The organism is Bacillus sp. CH140a_4T (genome assembly GCF_008923725.1).
Lineage (GTDB): Bacteria > Bacillota > Bacilli > Bacillales > Bacillaceae_G > Bacillus_A.
On sequence record NZ_WBPF01000005.1, the window covers coordinates 798538 to 813617 of the forward strand.

18 protein-coding genes are annotated in these 15080 nt (G+C 34.6%); 7 read left to right on the forward strand and 11 right to left on the reverse strand.

What is annotated here, in order from left to right:
- Positions 1–35: 35 nt before the first annotated feature.
- Entirely contained in the window at positions 36–530 is a 495-nt protein-coding gene (locus tag F8162_RS05170; protein WP_151634421.1) for a hypothetical protein, read from the forward strand.
- Positions 531–588: 58 nt separating this feature from the next.
- On the opposite strand, the gene F8162_RS05175 is transcribed toward F8162_RS05170, so the two are convergent.
- The gene (locus F8162_RS05175; RefSeq protein ID WP_151634419.1) at positions 589–801 is read right to left on the reverse strand and encodes a hypothetical protein; all 213 of its coding nucleotides are present in this window, start codon (positions 799–801) and stop codon (positions 589–591) included.
- Between the two features lie 165 nt (positions 802–966).
- On the opposite strand from F8162_RS05175, the gene F8162_RS05180 reads away from it, so the two are divergent.
- Entirely contained in the window at positions 967–1986 is a 1020-nt protein-coding gene (locus tag F8162_RS05180) for a zinc-binding alcohol dehydrogenase family protein (protein WP_151634417.1), read from the forward strand.
- Positions 1987–2034: 48 nt separating this feature from the next.
- On the opposite strand, the gene F8162_RS05185 is transcribed toward F8162_RS05180, so the two are convergent.
- Both F8162_RS05185 and F8162_RS05190 read right to left on the reverse strand, forming a co-directional pair.
- On the reverse strand, positions 2035–3426 hold the full coding sequence (locus tag F8162_RS05185; RefSeq protein ID WP_064475941.1) for an amino acid permease: 1392 nt from the start codon (positions 3424–3426) through the stop codon (positions 2035–2037).
- A 578-nt stretch (positions 3427–4004) separates the two neighbouring features.
- A complete protein-coding gene (locus F8162_RS05190) occupies positions 4005–5204 on the reverse strand; it encodes a multidrug effflux MFS transporter (RefSeq protein ID WP_151634415.1) in 1200 nt (399 codons plus the stop codon).
- A gap of 365 nt (positions 5205–5569) precedes the next feature.
- On the opposite strand from F8162_RS05190, the gene F8162_RS05195 reads away from it, so the two are divergent.
- Entirely contained in the window at positions 5570–6121 is a 552-nt protein-coding gene (locus F8162_RS05195) for a DUF5823 family protein (protein ID WP_151634413.1), read from the forward strand.
- 85 nt (positions 6122–6206) lie between these two features.
- Positions 6207–6635, forward strand: a complete 429-nt coding sequence (locus F8162_RS05200; protein ID WP_151634411.1) for a cytidine deaminase — start codon at positions 6207–6209, stop codon at positions 6633–6635.
- Positions 6636–6745: 110 nt separating this feature from the next.
- Here F8162_RS05200 and bshB2 read toward each other — a convergent pair whose 3' ends face one another.
- Together bshB2 and F8162_RS05210 are read right to left on the reverse strand one after the other, a co-directional pair.
- Entirely contained in the window at positions 6746–7408 is a 663-nt protein-coding gene (bshB2, locus tag F8162_RS05205; RefSeq protein WP_046957847.1) for a bacillithiol biosynthesis deacetylase BshB2, read from the reverse strand.
- A 15-nt stretch (positions 7409–7423) separates the two neighbouring features.
- On the reverse strand, positions 7424–7774 hold the full coding sequence (locus F8162_RS05210) for a YojF family protein (RefSeq protein WP_000407039.1): 351 nt from the start codon (positions 7772–7774) through the stop codon (positions 7424–7426).
- A 262-nt stretch (positions 7775–8036) separates the two neighbouring features.
- Between F8162_RS05210 and F8162_RS05215 the strand changes: the two genes are divergently transcribed.
- Positions 8037–9362: an ArsB/NhaD family transporter gene (locus F8162_RS05215; RefSeq protein ID WP_151634409.1), complete on the forward strand. Its 1326-nt coding sequence runs from the start codon at positions 8037–8039 to the stop codon at positions 9360–9362.
- Between the two features lie 71 nt (positions 9363–9433).
- Here F8162_RS05215 and F8162_RS05220 read toward each other — a convergent pair whose 3' ends face one another.
- Both F8162_RS05220 and F8162_RS05225 read right to left on the reverse strand, forming a co-directional pair.
- Positions 9434–9661: a hypothetical protein gene (locus tag F8162_RS05220; protein WP_151634407.1), complete on the reverse strand. Its 228-nt coding sequence runs from the start codon at positions 9659–9661 to the stop codon at positions 9434–9436.
- Positions 9662–9760: 99 nt separating this feature from the next.
- Positions 9761–10312: a GNAT family N-acetyltransferase gene (locus F8162_RS05225; RefSeq protein WP_151634405.1), complete on the reverse strand. Its 552-nt coding sequence runs from the start codon at positions 10310–10312 to the stop codon at positions 9761–9763.
- 260 nt (positions 10313–10572) lie between these two features.
- On the opposite strand from F8162_RS05225, the gene F8162_RS05230 reads away from it, so the two are divergent.
- Positions 10573–11337, forward strand: coding sequence for a DUF817 domain-containing protein (locus F8162_RS05230; RefSeq protein WP_151634403.1), 765 nt, complete (start codon positions 10573–10575; stop codon positions 11335–11337).
- Between the two features lie 83 nt (positions 11338–11420).
- On the opposite strand, the gene F8162_RS05235 is transcribed toward F8162_RS05230, so the two are convergent.
- Positions 11421–12458, reverse strand: a complete 1038-nt coding sequence (locus F8162_RS05235; protein ID WP_151634401.1) for a DUF4003 domain-containing protein — start codon at positions 12456–12458, stop codon at positions 11421–11423.
- Between the two features lie 247 nt (positions 12459–12705).
- Positions 12706–13182, reverse strand: a complete 477-nt coding sequence (locus F8162_RS05240; RefSeq protein ID WP_151634399.1) for a DinB family protein — start codon at positions 13180–13182, stop codon at positions 12706–12708.
- Positions 13183–13366: 184 nt separating this feature from the next.
- Here F8162_RS05240 and F8162_RS05245 point away from each other — a divergent pair, with 184 nt between their 5' ends.
- Complete coding sequence (locus F8162_RS05245; protein ID WP_151634397.1) at positions 13367–13855, forward strand: DinB family protein; 489 nt, start codon at positions 13367–13369, stop codon at positions 13853–13855.
- A 145-nt stretch (positions 13856–14000) separates the two neighbouring features.
- On the opposite strand, the gene F8162_RS05250 is transcribed toward F8162_RS05245, so the two are convergent.
- Positions 14001–14477, reverse strand: coding sequence for a DUF2690 domain-containing protein (locus tag F8162_RS05250; RefSeq protein WP_151634395.1), 477 nt, complete (start codon positions 14475–14477; stop codon positions 14001–14003).
- A gap of 16 nt (positions 14478–14493) precedes the next feature.
- Positions 14494–15006, reverse strand: coding sequence for a YjfA family protein (locus F8162_RS05255; RefSeq protein WP_151634393.1), 513 nt, complete (start codon positions 15004–15006; stop codon positions 14494–14496).
- Positions 15007–15080 lie beyond the last annotated feature (74 nt).

Genomic DNA, 15080 nt, shown 5'->3' on the forward strand with positions numbered 1-15080 from the left:
AGAGAGGAGAATATTCTATTAAGAAAATCATTTTACTGCTCGGTAGCGTATTAATTATTTTTGGAATCGTATGGTTTTTCAACTTTGGAAAATCTATTCAAGATTTCTATACAGCAAATAAACCAAAGAAGAAAGCTACTATCATTTCCACTCAAAGAGATCCAAATGAGCCCCCTGTCTTTTTAGGAAAACAGGAAATAAAAGATATACATGTCGAGTCAATTAAAACAAAAAAGGATATCTTTCTCACAAAAACAGATGAATTAAAAACATTCATTAACAGTATGGATACAGCCAAAAAAGGAAAATTAACATTAGATGAAGAAGGATCAGATTTAATAGATTGTGATATGTGGATTACTTTCGAGGATGGAACTTATAAAAAATATTTCATATGGGTAGTTGACCATCACAATAACGAAGTAATGATTGCTCAGCAAGATACTCCTGATGATGTAAACCTTACGTACTATCAATTAAATGAAGATAGTTCAAAAAAAGTTTATAACTTATTTAAAAAAATTATTTAAACGAAAAAGTCATGAGCACGTGTGAAGTGCTTATGACTTTTTGTACTATATATAAGCTTTACTTACCATTTTTCAATTTCCGAATCGCAAAATATGCGAAAACAATCGAAATATAACAGATAGCAATCCCTAAGAAACTAACGCTAAAACCATCTTTATGAATGGTCATAAGCTTTAAAATATTAATATCCAATAAGTGACCGATGAAAAGGTACATCATAATAATTACCATTGCTATAAAATAGTCACTTCTTCTTAACCTCATTGTCATTAGCCATTCACCTCGCAATGTTTTCTATCTAAAACATACCATATATACTTAATATTTAAAATGTTTTCCAAGTTCATAAAAATAATTCGAGTGTACTTTTTTACATACCAATCTTTCCCCCCTATAATAAAAGAGAAAACTCTTACTTTAATGGAGGGAATAGAAATGAAAGCAATTGGTTTACATGAATACTTACCTATTGAAGAAGAAAACAGTTTAATTGATATTGAAGTTGAAAGACCTGTTGCTACAGGAAGAGATATACTCGTTAAAATTAACGCTATTTCCATTAATCCAGTTGATACAAAAGTTCGCTCTCCGAAAGATAAAAAAGAAGATGTAGCGAAAATACTTGGCTGGGATGCTACTGGTGTAGTCGTACAAACGGGCGAAGGTTGTACGTTATTTAAAGAAGGCGACGAAGTGTTTTACGCTGGAAGCATTACGAGACAAGGTACATATAGTGAATATCATTTAGTTGATGAAAGAATTGTTGGTAAAAAACCTAAAACGTTAAGTGATGCTGAATCTGCAGCACTTCCGTTAACAGCTATTACAGCTTGGGAAGGTTTATTTGAACGTTTAGGCGTTGATTATAATAAGAAAGATACAAATACATTTAAAAACATTTTAATTATCGGTGGAGCTGGTGGTGTTGGCTCGATTGCAATTCAACTAGCAAAATGGGCTGGACTGAATGTAATCACAACTGCATCCCGCACTGAAACGATACACTGGGTTGAAAAATTCGGTGCCGATTATATCATTAACCATCACCAACCTTTACAAAATCAAATATTAGAATTCGGGATAAAAGATGTAGACTATATTTTCTGCTTAAACAATACAGATCAACATTGGCAAGCAATTTGTGACCTCATTAAACCACAAGGAAAAATTTGCTCTATCGTAGAAAATGAACACCCTCTTGAGATGGGCATTTTAAAAAGTAAAAGTGCTACATTCGTTTGGGAATTTATGTTTACAAAAGCGATGTATGAAACTGGCGATATGATTACGCAGCACGAACTATTAAATAAAGTAAGCGAACTATTAGATGAAGGTATTTTAAAGACTACATTAAATGAAACATTAACACCAATTAACGCTGAAAATGTAAAGAAAGCACATGCACTGCTTGAAAGCGGAAGTACCATTGGGAAAATCGTTTTAGAGAAATTTTAATAACAAAAAGTCCGATTTCCATATGAGAAATCGGACTTTTTACTATCTTTATTTACTTGAAATCTCTTGATCATTTTGAACATCTAACGGAGGTCGTTTCCCTATTCCGAAAGCATAGAAACTAATTGTTACGATAGCTAAGAAAACAATACCTACTACTAGTGAAATGCGTGTATCATCGTTAAACCACATTCCGATTAATACCATAATTAAAAAGGCAATTGTTAAATAGTTTGTAACAGGAGCAAATGGCATTTTGAACGGATGATCTTTCATCTCTGCCCCTTTTGCTTTTCTAAAATTAATTTGACTAATTAAAATGACGAACCATGGTACCATACCAGGAAGTACGCTCGCACTATATACATATACGAATAAGTTTTTCGGTGCGATATAACTTAAAACAACACCAACCGCTAAACCGATAATTACGCCAACTGTACCGAATAAAGGTACACCATTTCCAGAAAGTTTCGTGAAATATTTCGGTGCTTGTCCATTTACACCTAACGTATAAAGCATGCGTCCCGCACTATAAATACCACTATTACAACCAGACATTGCCGCTGTAATAACAACGAAGTTAATAAGTCCAGCTGCAGCCGTAATACCAACCTTCGCAAAAGTTGCTACGAACGGGCTACCAATTGTACTTAATTGATCCCAAGGATACACAGTTACAATAACGAAAATAGCACCAATATAGAAAATTAAAATACGCCAAATTGTACTTTGAATCGCTCTTGTAAGTGTCTTCTTCGGATCCTTCGCTTCACCAGCAGTAATCCCGATTAATTCCACACCTTGGTATGCACCAACTACAAGTGATAATGCAAAGAAGAATCCTGAAAAACCACCTGTAAAGAAACCACCATTTGACCAAAGATTAGATATGCCAATCGCTTCTCCACCGTTACCAATTCCAAAGAAAATAAGTCCAAATCCAGCAATAATCATTAATAGAATCGTAACGATTTTAATCATCGCAAACCAAAATTCAAATTCACCAAATGACTTAACAGAAATTAAGTTAGCTGCGCCAAGAATAACCATTGCGATTACGCCTGGTATCCAAGCTGGTAATTCCGGGAACCAATATTTCATATATGCTCCAACCGCAATAATTTCTGACATCCCAACGATAACCCACTGGAACCAGTTACTCCACGCTGTCATATAGCCAGCTAGCGGATGAATATACTTATGACCGAACGTCGCAAATGAACCTGTACTCGGCTCCATATACAACATTTCACCCATCGCACGCATAATGAAGAAGATAAAAATACCTGCAATTGCATACGCAAGCATTACTGACGGACCTGTCCATTTAATCGTGCTGGCTGACCCCATAAACAAGCCAACACCAATCGTTCCGCCTAAAGCGATCATTTGAATATGACGTGCTTCTAAACCTCTTTTCAATTCTTTGTTTGCCACTTCACTTCCCCCTCTTAGATGATTCATAGCCGCATTTTAAAACAAGATACTTTCCCCTAATTCCTTTCGGCCCTGAAAATGATGAAGCAAACGTCATTTCAGACTAACTTTAAAGCTATCCTAAAATCGTTTTTTGCCTCTTACAAAATTCTCAAAACCTTTCATCTTCCAATATTCTATAAATCTTAAAATTACTTACCTTATATTAATTCATTAATCTGAAAAATTCAATTATTTTTTCAATAAATTATTATACATAAGTCTGATTAATTTTTAACTAAATTAACAATAAAATACATCTATTCAATATGATTCCGGTATGAATATTATTACAATATAAATAACCGAGGAGAGTATTTCTTCCTCTGTTTCACATCCCATGCACTTCAATCTTTATAGTTGATAACATAATTTCCCACACGTCCGATTCATATACCAACCAGAAATTTAATATATTAATAAACTACTAATTTCTTTAGTCCAGCCCAATTTTGAGGCAGGAACCTTACTATCTCAAAACAGCGGGATAAAATATAAAAGGGTCTCATTTTTAATGAGACCCTTTTACCATTTCATATTTAAATCATTTTTGAAGTTTGTTTACCTAAAATAAACACCTTAGTAAACACCATCATGATAACTACTATAGCCAGAAAATAAAGTGGCATCACGAGTAACGATCCCGTATGCAGCTGACTCATTCCCAAAATTGTCATCGTTACAATTACATAGTACCCTAAGCTAAACAATGCTCCGGCTGTACCAATAACATCTTGAAAATCTACTAATGCTAAACTTAAACAGTTAGGCAACGCTACTCCAATTCCTAATAGCAAAATAAACATCGCTACTAAAAATCCAATCATATATATTACATTCGGATTTGATCCAACAAACGTAACAACAGATAAAAGGATGGCTCCCCCTGTCATTACAAGACAACCGATATATATAATCTTCTCTGGTTTATACGTAGCAAGCAATCGTTTTGAAACTTTCGCTCCAATAATAGAAGCAGAAGCAACAACGATTCCTAACAATCCATACATACTAGGCGATAACTGAAAGTATTCAATAAAGATAAACGGCGCTTCTGCATAATAGCTAAATAAAACACCATTCGCTCCTCCAATTAATAGCCCATATGTTACTACTTTCGGATTTGTAACCAACCGTTTTAAAACAGAAAACACATTTATTTTATTCGTTACTGAGTCCGTTTTTGTTTCCGGAAGAGAAACAAACGTATACAGAAAAATCCCGACACTCATAACTACTAAACTCAAAAATACGATTTTAAATCCAAACATTTGATCAAGAAAGCCACCAATTAATGGTCCTATCGCTGGTGTAAAAGCAATGACTGCCGAGATTTGAGCAAACATAACATGCCTCTTATGCCCTTCTACACTTTCACGAAGAATCGTTTGTGTAACAACAGAGCCAGCACTTGCTCCAAACGCTTGAATAAAACGACTTAGCAGTAAAACTTCAATGGAATTTGCAATAAAGCATAAGAAACTCCCTACGCCATATACAACAATTCCAAGTAACATTGCCGGGCGACGACCAATTATATCCGATAACCATCCAATAAAAAATACACCTAAAGCAAATCCAGCAAAATACACACTAAGCGTTAACTGCACTTCATTATTACTTACTTGTAACGCCTTTGAAATGTCAGGTAAAGACGGTGTGTAAATCGTTTCACTAATTTGCGGAAATGCCACAAGAATAATCATTAACAAAAGTGATGGTACTGAGACTTTTTTCATATTTCATACCCTCCTATAACTATGAAAATCTCAAAAATAAAAAGACTTTTCTTAGCTACGGAACGGGAGGGGCCATTATAGAAATTCGATCATAAAACAACAAAGAAAACACCTCAATTACGCATGTTAATACTTATAGGAGGGTAATATTAACATTGATTTTAAAATATACTTTTTCAATTATATTATATATTGTGTTTCTTTTTCTAGTGTTTGGCCTTAGAGTATTAGCTAAAAAGATAACTTGATGCTACCACCTTTTTATGGAATAATTAGAAATAGTTTGAATTGATAGTTCAAATTATTAAACGACGGACTAGCATATTTCTAATTTCGCAAAGCTTACAAACAGGAGGATTTTTGTAATGATTGAAATTTTAAGGACAGTAATAAATTTCCTAATCTCTCTATTCTCAGGAGAATTACCAATTGTCTATTATGTGTGGATTATCGCTTTATTTATCATGCAACTAATCCAGGCTACTCTAAGCTATAAGCTCTTTAAAAAGAAAGCCAATTTCAGCACTTATATGTCAACAGAATTACTCGCTTTTATTATTCTATTGTTTGGTGGTATGTTAATATCTAAGTTACTTGCCTACATAATAGACGATCCTACTATTAGTATGACAAATGTAACACATTATTTTATTTCACTTATCATACTAACTATATTTGTCTCTATTGGCTTTATTAAAGATTTTTTACAATCATCTATTAGTAATAAAAATGTAGCTCTTTTTACCATCTTAGTAGTGTCCTTACTAGCTAGTATACTTTCATTCAAGTTTTTATCACCTTTCATTGCAGGTTCTTTTTCTCTTTCTAAATCTTTTATAACCACTTTAATTATTGTAGTACTCGGGTTAATTACTCTATTAATTTCTTTAGAGGAAAAGTATGCAGATGAAGAGTAATTCTTACATTCATAGTTTAAAATCGGTATTAATAATAAAATAACAGTCATTGAATCGAAAATTAAGCAGAAATGAGGAAATACAATTGAGCATTGAACAACAATTATATGATGCAGTGAAAAGTTTAATTGACCAAAGATATCCGCATAATTGGGGCGGAGCTGCAGCAATCCGTGTAGAAGATGGATCCATTTATACAAGTGTGGCCCCTGACGTAATAAACGCTTCAACAGAACTTTGTATGGAAACAGGTGCAATTTTAGAAGCTCATAAATTTCATAAGAAAGTTACACATTCTATTTGTCTTGCAAGGGAAGATGAGCATTCTGAATTAAAAGTATTATCACCTTGTGGTGTATGCCAAGAACGTTTATTTTATTGGGGACCAGAAGTACTATGCGCCATTACAAATTCTAAACAAGATATTATTTTCAAACCGTTAAAAGAGTTGCAGCCATACCATTGGAGCGAAGCATATCATGATGAATTTACAAAAGAATGGAGTACACGATAAAGTGAAGGTTACTCTCAAATAGCGGAGAATAAAGATTATTCACTAAAAAAGCACCGTCACAAATGACGGTGCTTTTTCTATGTAAGAGCTACTAGAAGTTTCCTTCTAGCCTACTCCCATTTATAAGTCCAAAATTGTTCAAGTTGCAGCCATTTTAACGTTGCTGCATCTTTATTTTTGATTTTTGCATGTGTTTCTTCTAACATCGCTTCTGTTTGTGAACGATGCGCACCTAGTGCAGCTAATTTATGCTCGAATACTTCACTAATATTATTTACAACATCCGGCTCACCTAATACAGCTTCGCGATTTCTCGTAATCGCAACTGCATGAATGACTGGACGTTCTTCTTTTGACATACGTGATACAGCGCGAACGACAGCGCGGCCAAATGCATCATGATCTGGATGTACGCCGTGCTCTGGATAAAATGTAATAATTCGAGATGGATTTACTTCTTGAATGATCGCTTCAATTTTATCTGCAACGAAATCAACATCTTCAAATTCTAACGTTTTATCATGGAAACCAAGCATTCTTAAATCTTGAATTCCCATCGCTTCACATGCATCTTTTAATTCTTTTTCACGGATATTTGGAATCGTTTCACGGTTAGCGAATACGTTTTTCCCCATGTTACGTCCCATTTGTCCTAAAGTACCACACGCATACGTTACAGGTACTCCTTGATCTGTTAATAAGCGAATTGTTCCTCCCGCAGCAAATGCTTCATCATCTGGATGCGGAAATACAACAAGTACATGTCTCTCCATAAGTTTCCCTCCTTCTTACTTAAATGGCGTTAAGCTTAACTCAAGTGCAACTGCTAAGCGACCTTGATTATCATGCCCTGCAAGTAATAAACGCTCTTTATCGTCTACTTCCCAGTGCGTAATACCTTCTGCATATACCCAGCCATGATCCATTTTCAGACCAACTCGGTATGGATTCGTTCCAGTAATCTTTCCGCGTTCAAAGCGAATAATTGCATTTCGAATGAATGCTCCAACCGTCATCATCTTTTCGTTAAAGTGTGACGCATACGCTCCGTTCGTTGTTTCTAAATGAATATATACATCTTTATTTACAAAACGTTCAATTTCATTTTGAATAAGAGAACTATCTTTTACTATTTCCATCGGAATTCACCTCTTTAAACCATTTTACGCAAAAATAATGTAAATTGCTATCTCTATATTAGAGGACAGCGCCCACTTTTCCTAATAATTTGCACTGTGTTTCTTTATTTTTTTATATCATATGTAAAATCATCGTCTTTTCCTTCACTTTGTTAAATAGTTTTCTTTCTTTTTTGAATTTGCTACAATATATTTTATCCCGTATTTATACAGCGAGATACGTTTTGATAATTGAATACATACTTTAAAGAAGGTGACATGATTGGAACAATCAGCACATGAAGTAGCAAATTGGCAATATTATTTTGCAATTGCCGTATTTTTAGTCACGTACGGATTTATTATTTCTGAGAAATTGAATCGTGCTGTAATTGCATTATTCGGCGCTGCTATTATGATTATTTTTGGAGTTGTAGATTTACATACCGCTTTCACATCACATATTCAATGGGAAACGATCACCCTTTTAATTGGGATGATGATTCTCGTACATATTACGAGTCAATCAGGCGTATTTGAATTTGTGGCCATTAAAGCGGCAAAAGCAGCTGGTGGAAAACCAATCCGCATTTTATTATTGCTATCCCTACTAACTGCTGTCGGATCAGCATTTTTGGACAACGTAACGACCGTCTTATTAATCGTTCCTGTTACACTATCCATTACACGTATTTTAAAAGTAAACCCTGTCCCTTATTTGATTTCAGAAGTACTATTTTCAAATATAGGCGGAACAGCAACACTAATCGGTGACCCACCGAACATTATGATCGGATCAGCAAATAAGCATTTAGATTTTAATGCCTTTTTACTAAACTTAGCTCCAATCGTAATTATTATTTCTATCGTTACACTTGGTATTATTTACTTTATGTATCGTAACAAACTAAAAACAACACCTGAGCAAATTAAAATATTAATGGCATTGAACGAAAAAGATTATATTAAAGATCAAAGCCTCCTTTTAAAATCCATTTCAATTTTAGGACTAACTATTTTAGGCTTTGTACTTCATTCTGTTATTCATGTAGACGCTGCCGTTATCGCGATGACAGGCGCTACACTTCTTATGCTAATTGGAGTAAAAGAACATGATATTGAAGATGTATTTGCCCACGTTGAATGGGTAACCATTTTCTTCTTCGCCGGACTATTCGTTCTCGTTGGCGGGTTAATTGATATCAGGCTTATTTCTTCACTTGCAAAAGAAGTACTCGACGTAACAAATGGCGATATCGGTTTCGCTGCGGTACTTATTTTATGGGTATCAGGCATCGCATCTGCGACAATTGACAATATCCCATTTGTCGCAACGATGATTCCGCTTATTCAAGATTTAGCTACAGGACTCGGACTATCTGTCGACTCTCCGCAAATCGAAGTACTATGGTGGGCGTTATCACTTGGGGCTTGCTTAGGAGGAAACGGAACATTAATCGGAGCATCCGCAAACGTAGTCGTTGCTGGTATTGCAAAACGTGAAGGACATGCTTTCTCCTATATGGACTTCTTAAAAATTGGGTTACCGTTAACAATCATTGCATTACTATTATCACACGCTTATATATATTTGCGTTATTTAATGTAAAAGTTGTAGTGCGTGAAATTATATCGTCAAATACAAAAGGTTTGCAGCACTATGCTGCAAACCTTTTTTCATCACCAAAATATACCGATAATTGCTAACCCACCTAATATCATACCACCAATTTGGCCAACGATTGCTGGTGATAGTTGAACACCTTTTCGCACTTCAACAACTGGTCTTTCATGCCTTAGTTGCTGCACTTCACTTTGCAGTTGATGTACACTTCCGTGTAATTCTTTAATTAGTTCCTTTAATTCAGCGACCTCTTCATTTACTGGTTTTGCTTTGTCTAAATTCATTTTGCATGACTCCTTATAAATTCAATCAGTACACTGTAAAATTTCGCCAATTATCATTATATCTCCTGCATACTACATATATAATTTCGAATGTACTTTCTAACCTTGCAGCTCTATCCATTCATCCCTTAATATCCCCATAATCATACGATCAAAACACTTCCCATCTCTTTGAACTGCTTCTCTCATACAGCCTTCTATCTGAAAGCCCATTTTTTTATACAACTCAATAGCAGCTTTATTATAAGAAATAACATCTAGACCGACACGGTGTAAATTCAATTCATAGAAAGCATATTTTAAGATAAGATGGATCGCTTCTCTTCCATATCCCTTTCCTCTATCATTTGCATCTCCTATACCAATTGCTAATAAACCCGTTCTGTTATTCCACTCTATGCCATGAATTGCAACAAAACCAATTAAGCGATCTTCTTGAACTGTCCTTAACATGAAAGAAACACTATTCGATCTTCGCCCCTTTAATAACCCATCACTCGCTATTTCCTTTAATGATAGTGGGAATGCTACATCTGTATCTACGTTTCTTAAATACTCACTATCTTCTTGCCACATAGCCATTACTACAGCATCTGCTTCTCTCATAGCTGATAATTTAATCGTTTTATTTTGAAAAAGATTCATTGTCATTTCAAACTCCCCCTTTATTAAATAATGGGGATACTTATTCTAGCCTATTTATCCCCTTGTTTCTTAAACTGTTTTTTAAACGGGATACTTACAATAAGCGCTGACATTGGCACATCTCCTCTACATTGAATTAACTTCATTTTACATTTTTTTATTTTTTCAAACAAACTAATTATAGTTCTCTATCATTTAGAACTATAGTATACTTAATTATTCTTCAGATTATTCAATCAAAACAAGAAATCACAGAGGGTGAAAACATGTTTTATGTAAAACAACTACTCTATTTTACTTATGAACAAGCATTATCCTGTTTATTCCCAGTCGTTATTTTCTTAACACTAGCCCTTTCAAAAATCATTTCCATCCCAGGGTTATACCGCTACGATTTCATACTCATCGTATGTCTTCTTATGCAGTGGATTATGTATAAGACTGGACTTGAGACGAAAGACGAATTAAAAGTAATTACTGTTTTTCACCTTATCGGGCTTTTACTAGAAATATATAAAGTACATTTCGGTTCATGGAGTTATCCAGAAGAGGCGTATTCAAAAGTTTTTGGAGTTCCACTTTACAGTGGCTTTATGTATGCAAGTGTTGCCAGTTACATATGCCAAGCGTGGAGAAGATTACATTTACAAATGTACCATTGGCCGAGAGCTATTTTTGCTATACCGCTAGGCGCTATGATTTACTTTAATTTTTTCACACATCATTTTCTATATGACTTTAGATGGGTATTAACTATACTTTTATTCATCGTTTTCTTTCGGACATTTGTAGAATTTTCATTACGAGGCGTTACATATAAAATGCCACTCGTTCTCTCCTTTTTCCTTATTGGTTTCTTTATTTGGATTGCAGAGAACATCGCAACATTTTTTGGAGCATGGCAATATCCAAATCAACGGGAAACGTGGAATCTTGTTCATTTAAGCAAAATTAGCTCATGGTTTTTACTCGTTGTTATTAGCATTATGATTGTTACACAACTCAAACATTTGAAAGAGTCGAAAAAATAATGCTGATTATGTAAAAATAGTTAGCCCATCACTCATTAGAAAGTGATGGGCTTTTTTACCTTCCTTATTAAAGTAGTTACATATTATGAGCTACTACTAGCAGAAGATGTTGCTGCAGATGAAGCGGCAATCGTTGCCATCATAGCTGCTTGTTGTGCTTGTATGAGGACTTCTATCATAGTTTGTAAACCTGTGTTGGTAGCTTTACTTTCTTCACCTTTCTGACTTACGAACAGTTGAATAGCAATAAGAATATTCGCATCTGTATGCCAACGGAATAATTTCTCCCCTTGCAATTTTTCAATCAACGCTTTAATAGCATAAATCTCTTTTTCTCCATCTTCAAGTAACGCTAATAGCCCGATTGCTGGATAATGCATCTGTTTCACTTTTACCTTTGCTTGTTTTAACAAATTCCATATGTTTGTACATGTTGCAACTAACATTTCTTCACGGACATCCTTCTTTAGCGAAAGAATATGACTTAAAAATTGAAGATCATTCCCTTTACGCAAACCAGCTTTCGCTAGTTTCTGATAAAGACGTTCCACTCGGTCCATAAGTGTTTCTACATTCTCTGATTGTCCTGCTAGTAAAACCGCGAGCGGATAATCATTCGTACCTGTAAGAAAAAGATGATCCTCTTTCATGCGTTTATATACTTGCATCGAACGCTGAACGTGCGTGCCATGCTGTTCATTTTCTTCTGTTAAAAGCACAGCTGCTGCGAGATAAGTAAATATACTTCGGCTAAAACCACCAGCAACCAATTGTTCATATAAATTTAAAAACTTCCGAAAAGCTTTCTTATAATCTGTAAAGTGAATATCTAAAGTTGCGGCCACCACAAAGCGATGATAAGACTTCAAGTATGAAAACATCCCTACCTGATTCTTAATATAACTACTAATTTCTAAAAAACGTCCGAGATCAAATGATTTATCACTACTTGCATACATAGCAGCAATCATCATTCCAGTTCGAGAATCACTCGTTTTCCATTTTAGTTCTCCCTTTAACTGTCCATATGTATGTGTGTATTGCTCCAACTTTTGTTCTAATGTAATCATAGTATTCACCCCTATTTCTAATTCTTCTCTATTATTATACGTATATTCCATATTTAGGAACAAGCTATCTCATACAGATTTTACAGCTTTATACTTTCTTCTGAATTATCTTCAATATTTTTCTATTATGTAAAACAAAATAACAATAACTATCCCTACTTCATCAGTATCACGATGGTAATCATTCAAGAAATTCAATAAACAAAAAAGATAGATAATAAATTATCTACCCTTTTTGTCTATATATTATTTAACATTACACCTTTATTGTGATTTCGTTTTTTATATGCAATTAAAACTAAAGAGCCTTAATAATACGTTCCATCGCCTTCATTTGCCCAATATGATCAGCTTCATGATAAAGCATCATACCGTATAGCTCCCCTACTGTTTCCAGTCCTAGGAATGGCTCTGGCAATTTATTTTCAAATGCTTCTGCTGGAATTTCGTTAATATTTTTTGCTTGTTCTTTTAATTGAGCCGTTAACACTTCTAACGTTGGTCCTTCTGTTTTCCATTTAGACGGTCTTGATCCATATCCAAACATGCCTGGATATTCAGTTGGTAATTGTTTGAATTCTTTTCCAAACATGAAAACTTCTGCTGCCGTTAACACATGACCGATATGCCAACGAATGGTATTATTAAAACCTTCTGGCTGTGTATCCACAGTTTTATCGTCTAGCGTCTCCATAAATTTAAGCAATTCCCCACGCGTTATTTCAAATTGTTTTAAGCCAACTAGTCTATTCATTTGATCGTTCCCCTTCTTCATGTACCATTTATTATGAACTAAGAATGTTCAACTTATTAAAGTTTCACCTTGTTTAATCTATCAGAAACAATGAAGAAATACATCTAATATGCTTAGTAAAAATAATAAAAAGGTTCACCCCTCGTACATATAGAATTATTTACTACACAAATAGTTTAGTAAATAAAAGAGGAGTGTTAATTTCATGTTACATGTTTTAAAACAACAATATAATCTTATTAGCTCTACAAGAGAAACGCTATTTTCATTTTTGGAAGAAATCCCACTAGAAAAATTACATAGCACAATTACTAATTTCGGAAGCGGCAGTATTATAAAGACACATATTCATGTAGCCGATTGCTATCGATACTGGCTTGGATCATTTGCATTTAAGCAAAAGCGAGCAGATTTTTCATTTGCTAGCGATTATGAAATTGAGCATGCAGATGTCGCGAAAGTCCGTGATAGATTTAAGTTAGTAGATGAGACTGTACTACGCTTTTTAGATGAATACAATGACCGTTGGCTCGAAAATTTAGCAAATGAAGTGAAATGGCAAAAAGAGCCTTGGAGTACAACTCCACTATGGCTTTTAACTCATACAGAAACTCATGAGTTTCACCATAAAGGACAAATTGTATCAATGGCTCGTCACCTTGGATATACTCCTCCTGATACAGATCTTAGTTAATGCAATAGTTCTAAATATCTATCAAAAGCTTTAGTCAAATAAAAATCAAACAACTATAAAGAGCCTTACTACAGTAAAATATAGCAAGGCTCTTTCATCTTCATATCAACATTAAATAAAAGCTCTTAACACATTTATAATACTATCAATACCAAATAGTCTCCGCATAATTATATGCATCACTATTTGGAATGGCATGTTTCCCCTGTGCTTGCGCCTTTCTTGGATCTAAATCATATACCATTGGCGTATAGCACGATGTTTGCCCTTTATTCACAACACCATTTCCTCCAGCACTTCCGCAAGTATATGCCTTTCCATCTGTTTTTCTTACGATTCTTGCATCAGCTTCATTATTATATACTGCTGCACGAGTTACTGTAACTTTTGCCCATGCTGTCTTACACGTTGTACTAAATTTTAATTCCACATAAGAATTGGAATCAATCCACTTCTTTTCTTTCGTTACTGCGGATTGGTCACAGCTATTGTAATACGGACTTTTCCCATCATACGAATGATCTTCTGCATATGCTTTATCATTATTCGTCGTACTAAACACACTAGTTAAAACGAGCAATGATAGACAAAAACATGCGCTTAGCTTTTTTAAAAGTTTCAAAGTATTCCACTCCTTTTTAATAGCGTCCTGTTTTTCCATAACCATTATTAAACGTAACCGCTTCAGCATCTGCTGTGTATCCGAAATCAGCAGTTAAATCAAATACCATTCCTGTATAAGTGCTCGTTTGACCTGTTTTTATTGTGCCGTTTCCCTGATTAGAAGTGACTGATTTTTGGAATACACCATTTTTGTATTTATTCACAACAGCGTACGCATACACTCCTCCAGAAACAGCTGGTGCTGGTTGATCTAAAACAAACTTAGCCCAAGCTGCATGACATTTATTACTGTAACGTAAATACACTGTCCCTACTTTTTTACTACCTTCGTACACCGCTGTAGACTTTGCATTAAATCCATCTGCATCACACGTTGTACTGCCTCCGTACACTTTCGTTGTAGCCGGATTTTTTCCGTCGTAATAACTACTTAAATCAGTAGCTGCAAATGTACTTCCTTGGAAACTAAATAAGACACCTATACTTGCCGCACTTAACACGCATACTTTCATTAACTTTTTAAACATTTTAAATTCTCCCCTCAAAATAAGTACGTATAATAAAGACAATTCCCCCCCCTATGTACGCCCCTCCTTTCATA

What these genes read in the sequence shown, in the direction of transcription:
- F8162_RS05175 (WP_151634419.1), bottom strand. Translation starts at nt 801, where the DNA reads ATGACAATGAGGTTAAGAAGAAGTGACTATTTTATAGCAATGGTAATT.
- F8162_RS05180 (WP_151634417.1), top strand. Translation starts at nt 967, where the DNA reads ATGAAAGCAATTGGTTTACATGAATACTTACCTATTGAAGAAGAAAAC.
- F8162_RS05190 (WP_151634415.1), bottom strand. Translation starts at nt 5,204, where the DNA reads ATGAAAAAAGTCTCAGTACCATCACTTTTGTTAATGATTATTCTTGTG.
- F8162_RS05195 (WP_151634413.1), top strand. Translation starts at nt 5,570, where the DNA reads ATGATTGAAATTTTAAGGACAGTAATAAATTTCCTAATCTCTCTATTC.
- bshB2 (WP_046957847.1), bottom strand. Translation starts at nt 7,408, where the DNA reads ATGGAGAGACATGTACTTGTTGTATTTCCGCATCCAGATGATGAAGCA.
- F8162_RS05210 (WP_000407039.1), bottom strand. Translation starts at nt 7,774, where the DNA reads ATGGAAATAGTAAAAGATAGTTCTCTTATTCAAAATGAAATTGAACGT.
- F8162_RS05220 (WP_151634407.1), bottom strand. Translation starts at nt 9,661, where the DNA reads ATGAATTTAGACAAAGCAAAACCAGTAAATGAAGAGGTCGCTGAATTA.
- F8162_RS05225 (WP_151634405.1), bottom strand. Translation starts at nt 10,312, where the DNA reads ATGACAATGAATCTTTTTCAAAATAAAACGATTAAATTATCAGCTATG.
- F8162_RS05230 (WP_151634403.1), top strand. Translation starts at nt 10,573, where the DNA reads ATGTTTTATGTAAAACAACTACTCTATTTTACTTATGAACAAGCATTA.
- F8162_RS05235 (WP_151634401.1), bottom strand. Translation starts at nt 12,458, where the DNA reads ATGGAATATACGTATAATAATAGAGAAGAATTAGAAATAGGGGTGAAT.
- F8162_RS05240 (WP_151634399.1), bottom strand. Translation starts at nt 13,182, where the DNA reads ATGAAGAAGGGGAACGATCAAATGAATAGACTAGTTGGCTTAAAACAA.
- F8162_RS05245 (WP_151634397.1), top strand. Translation starts at nt 13,367, where the DNA reads ATGTTACATGTTTTAAAACAACAATATAATCTTATTAGCTCTACAAGA.
- F8162_RS05255 (WP_151634393.1), bottom strand. Translation starts at nt 15,006, where the DNA reads ATGTTTAAAAAGTTAATGAAAGTATGCGTGTTAAGTGCGGCAAGTATA.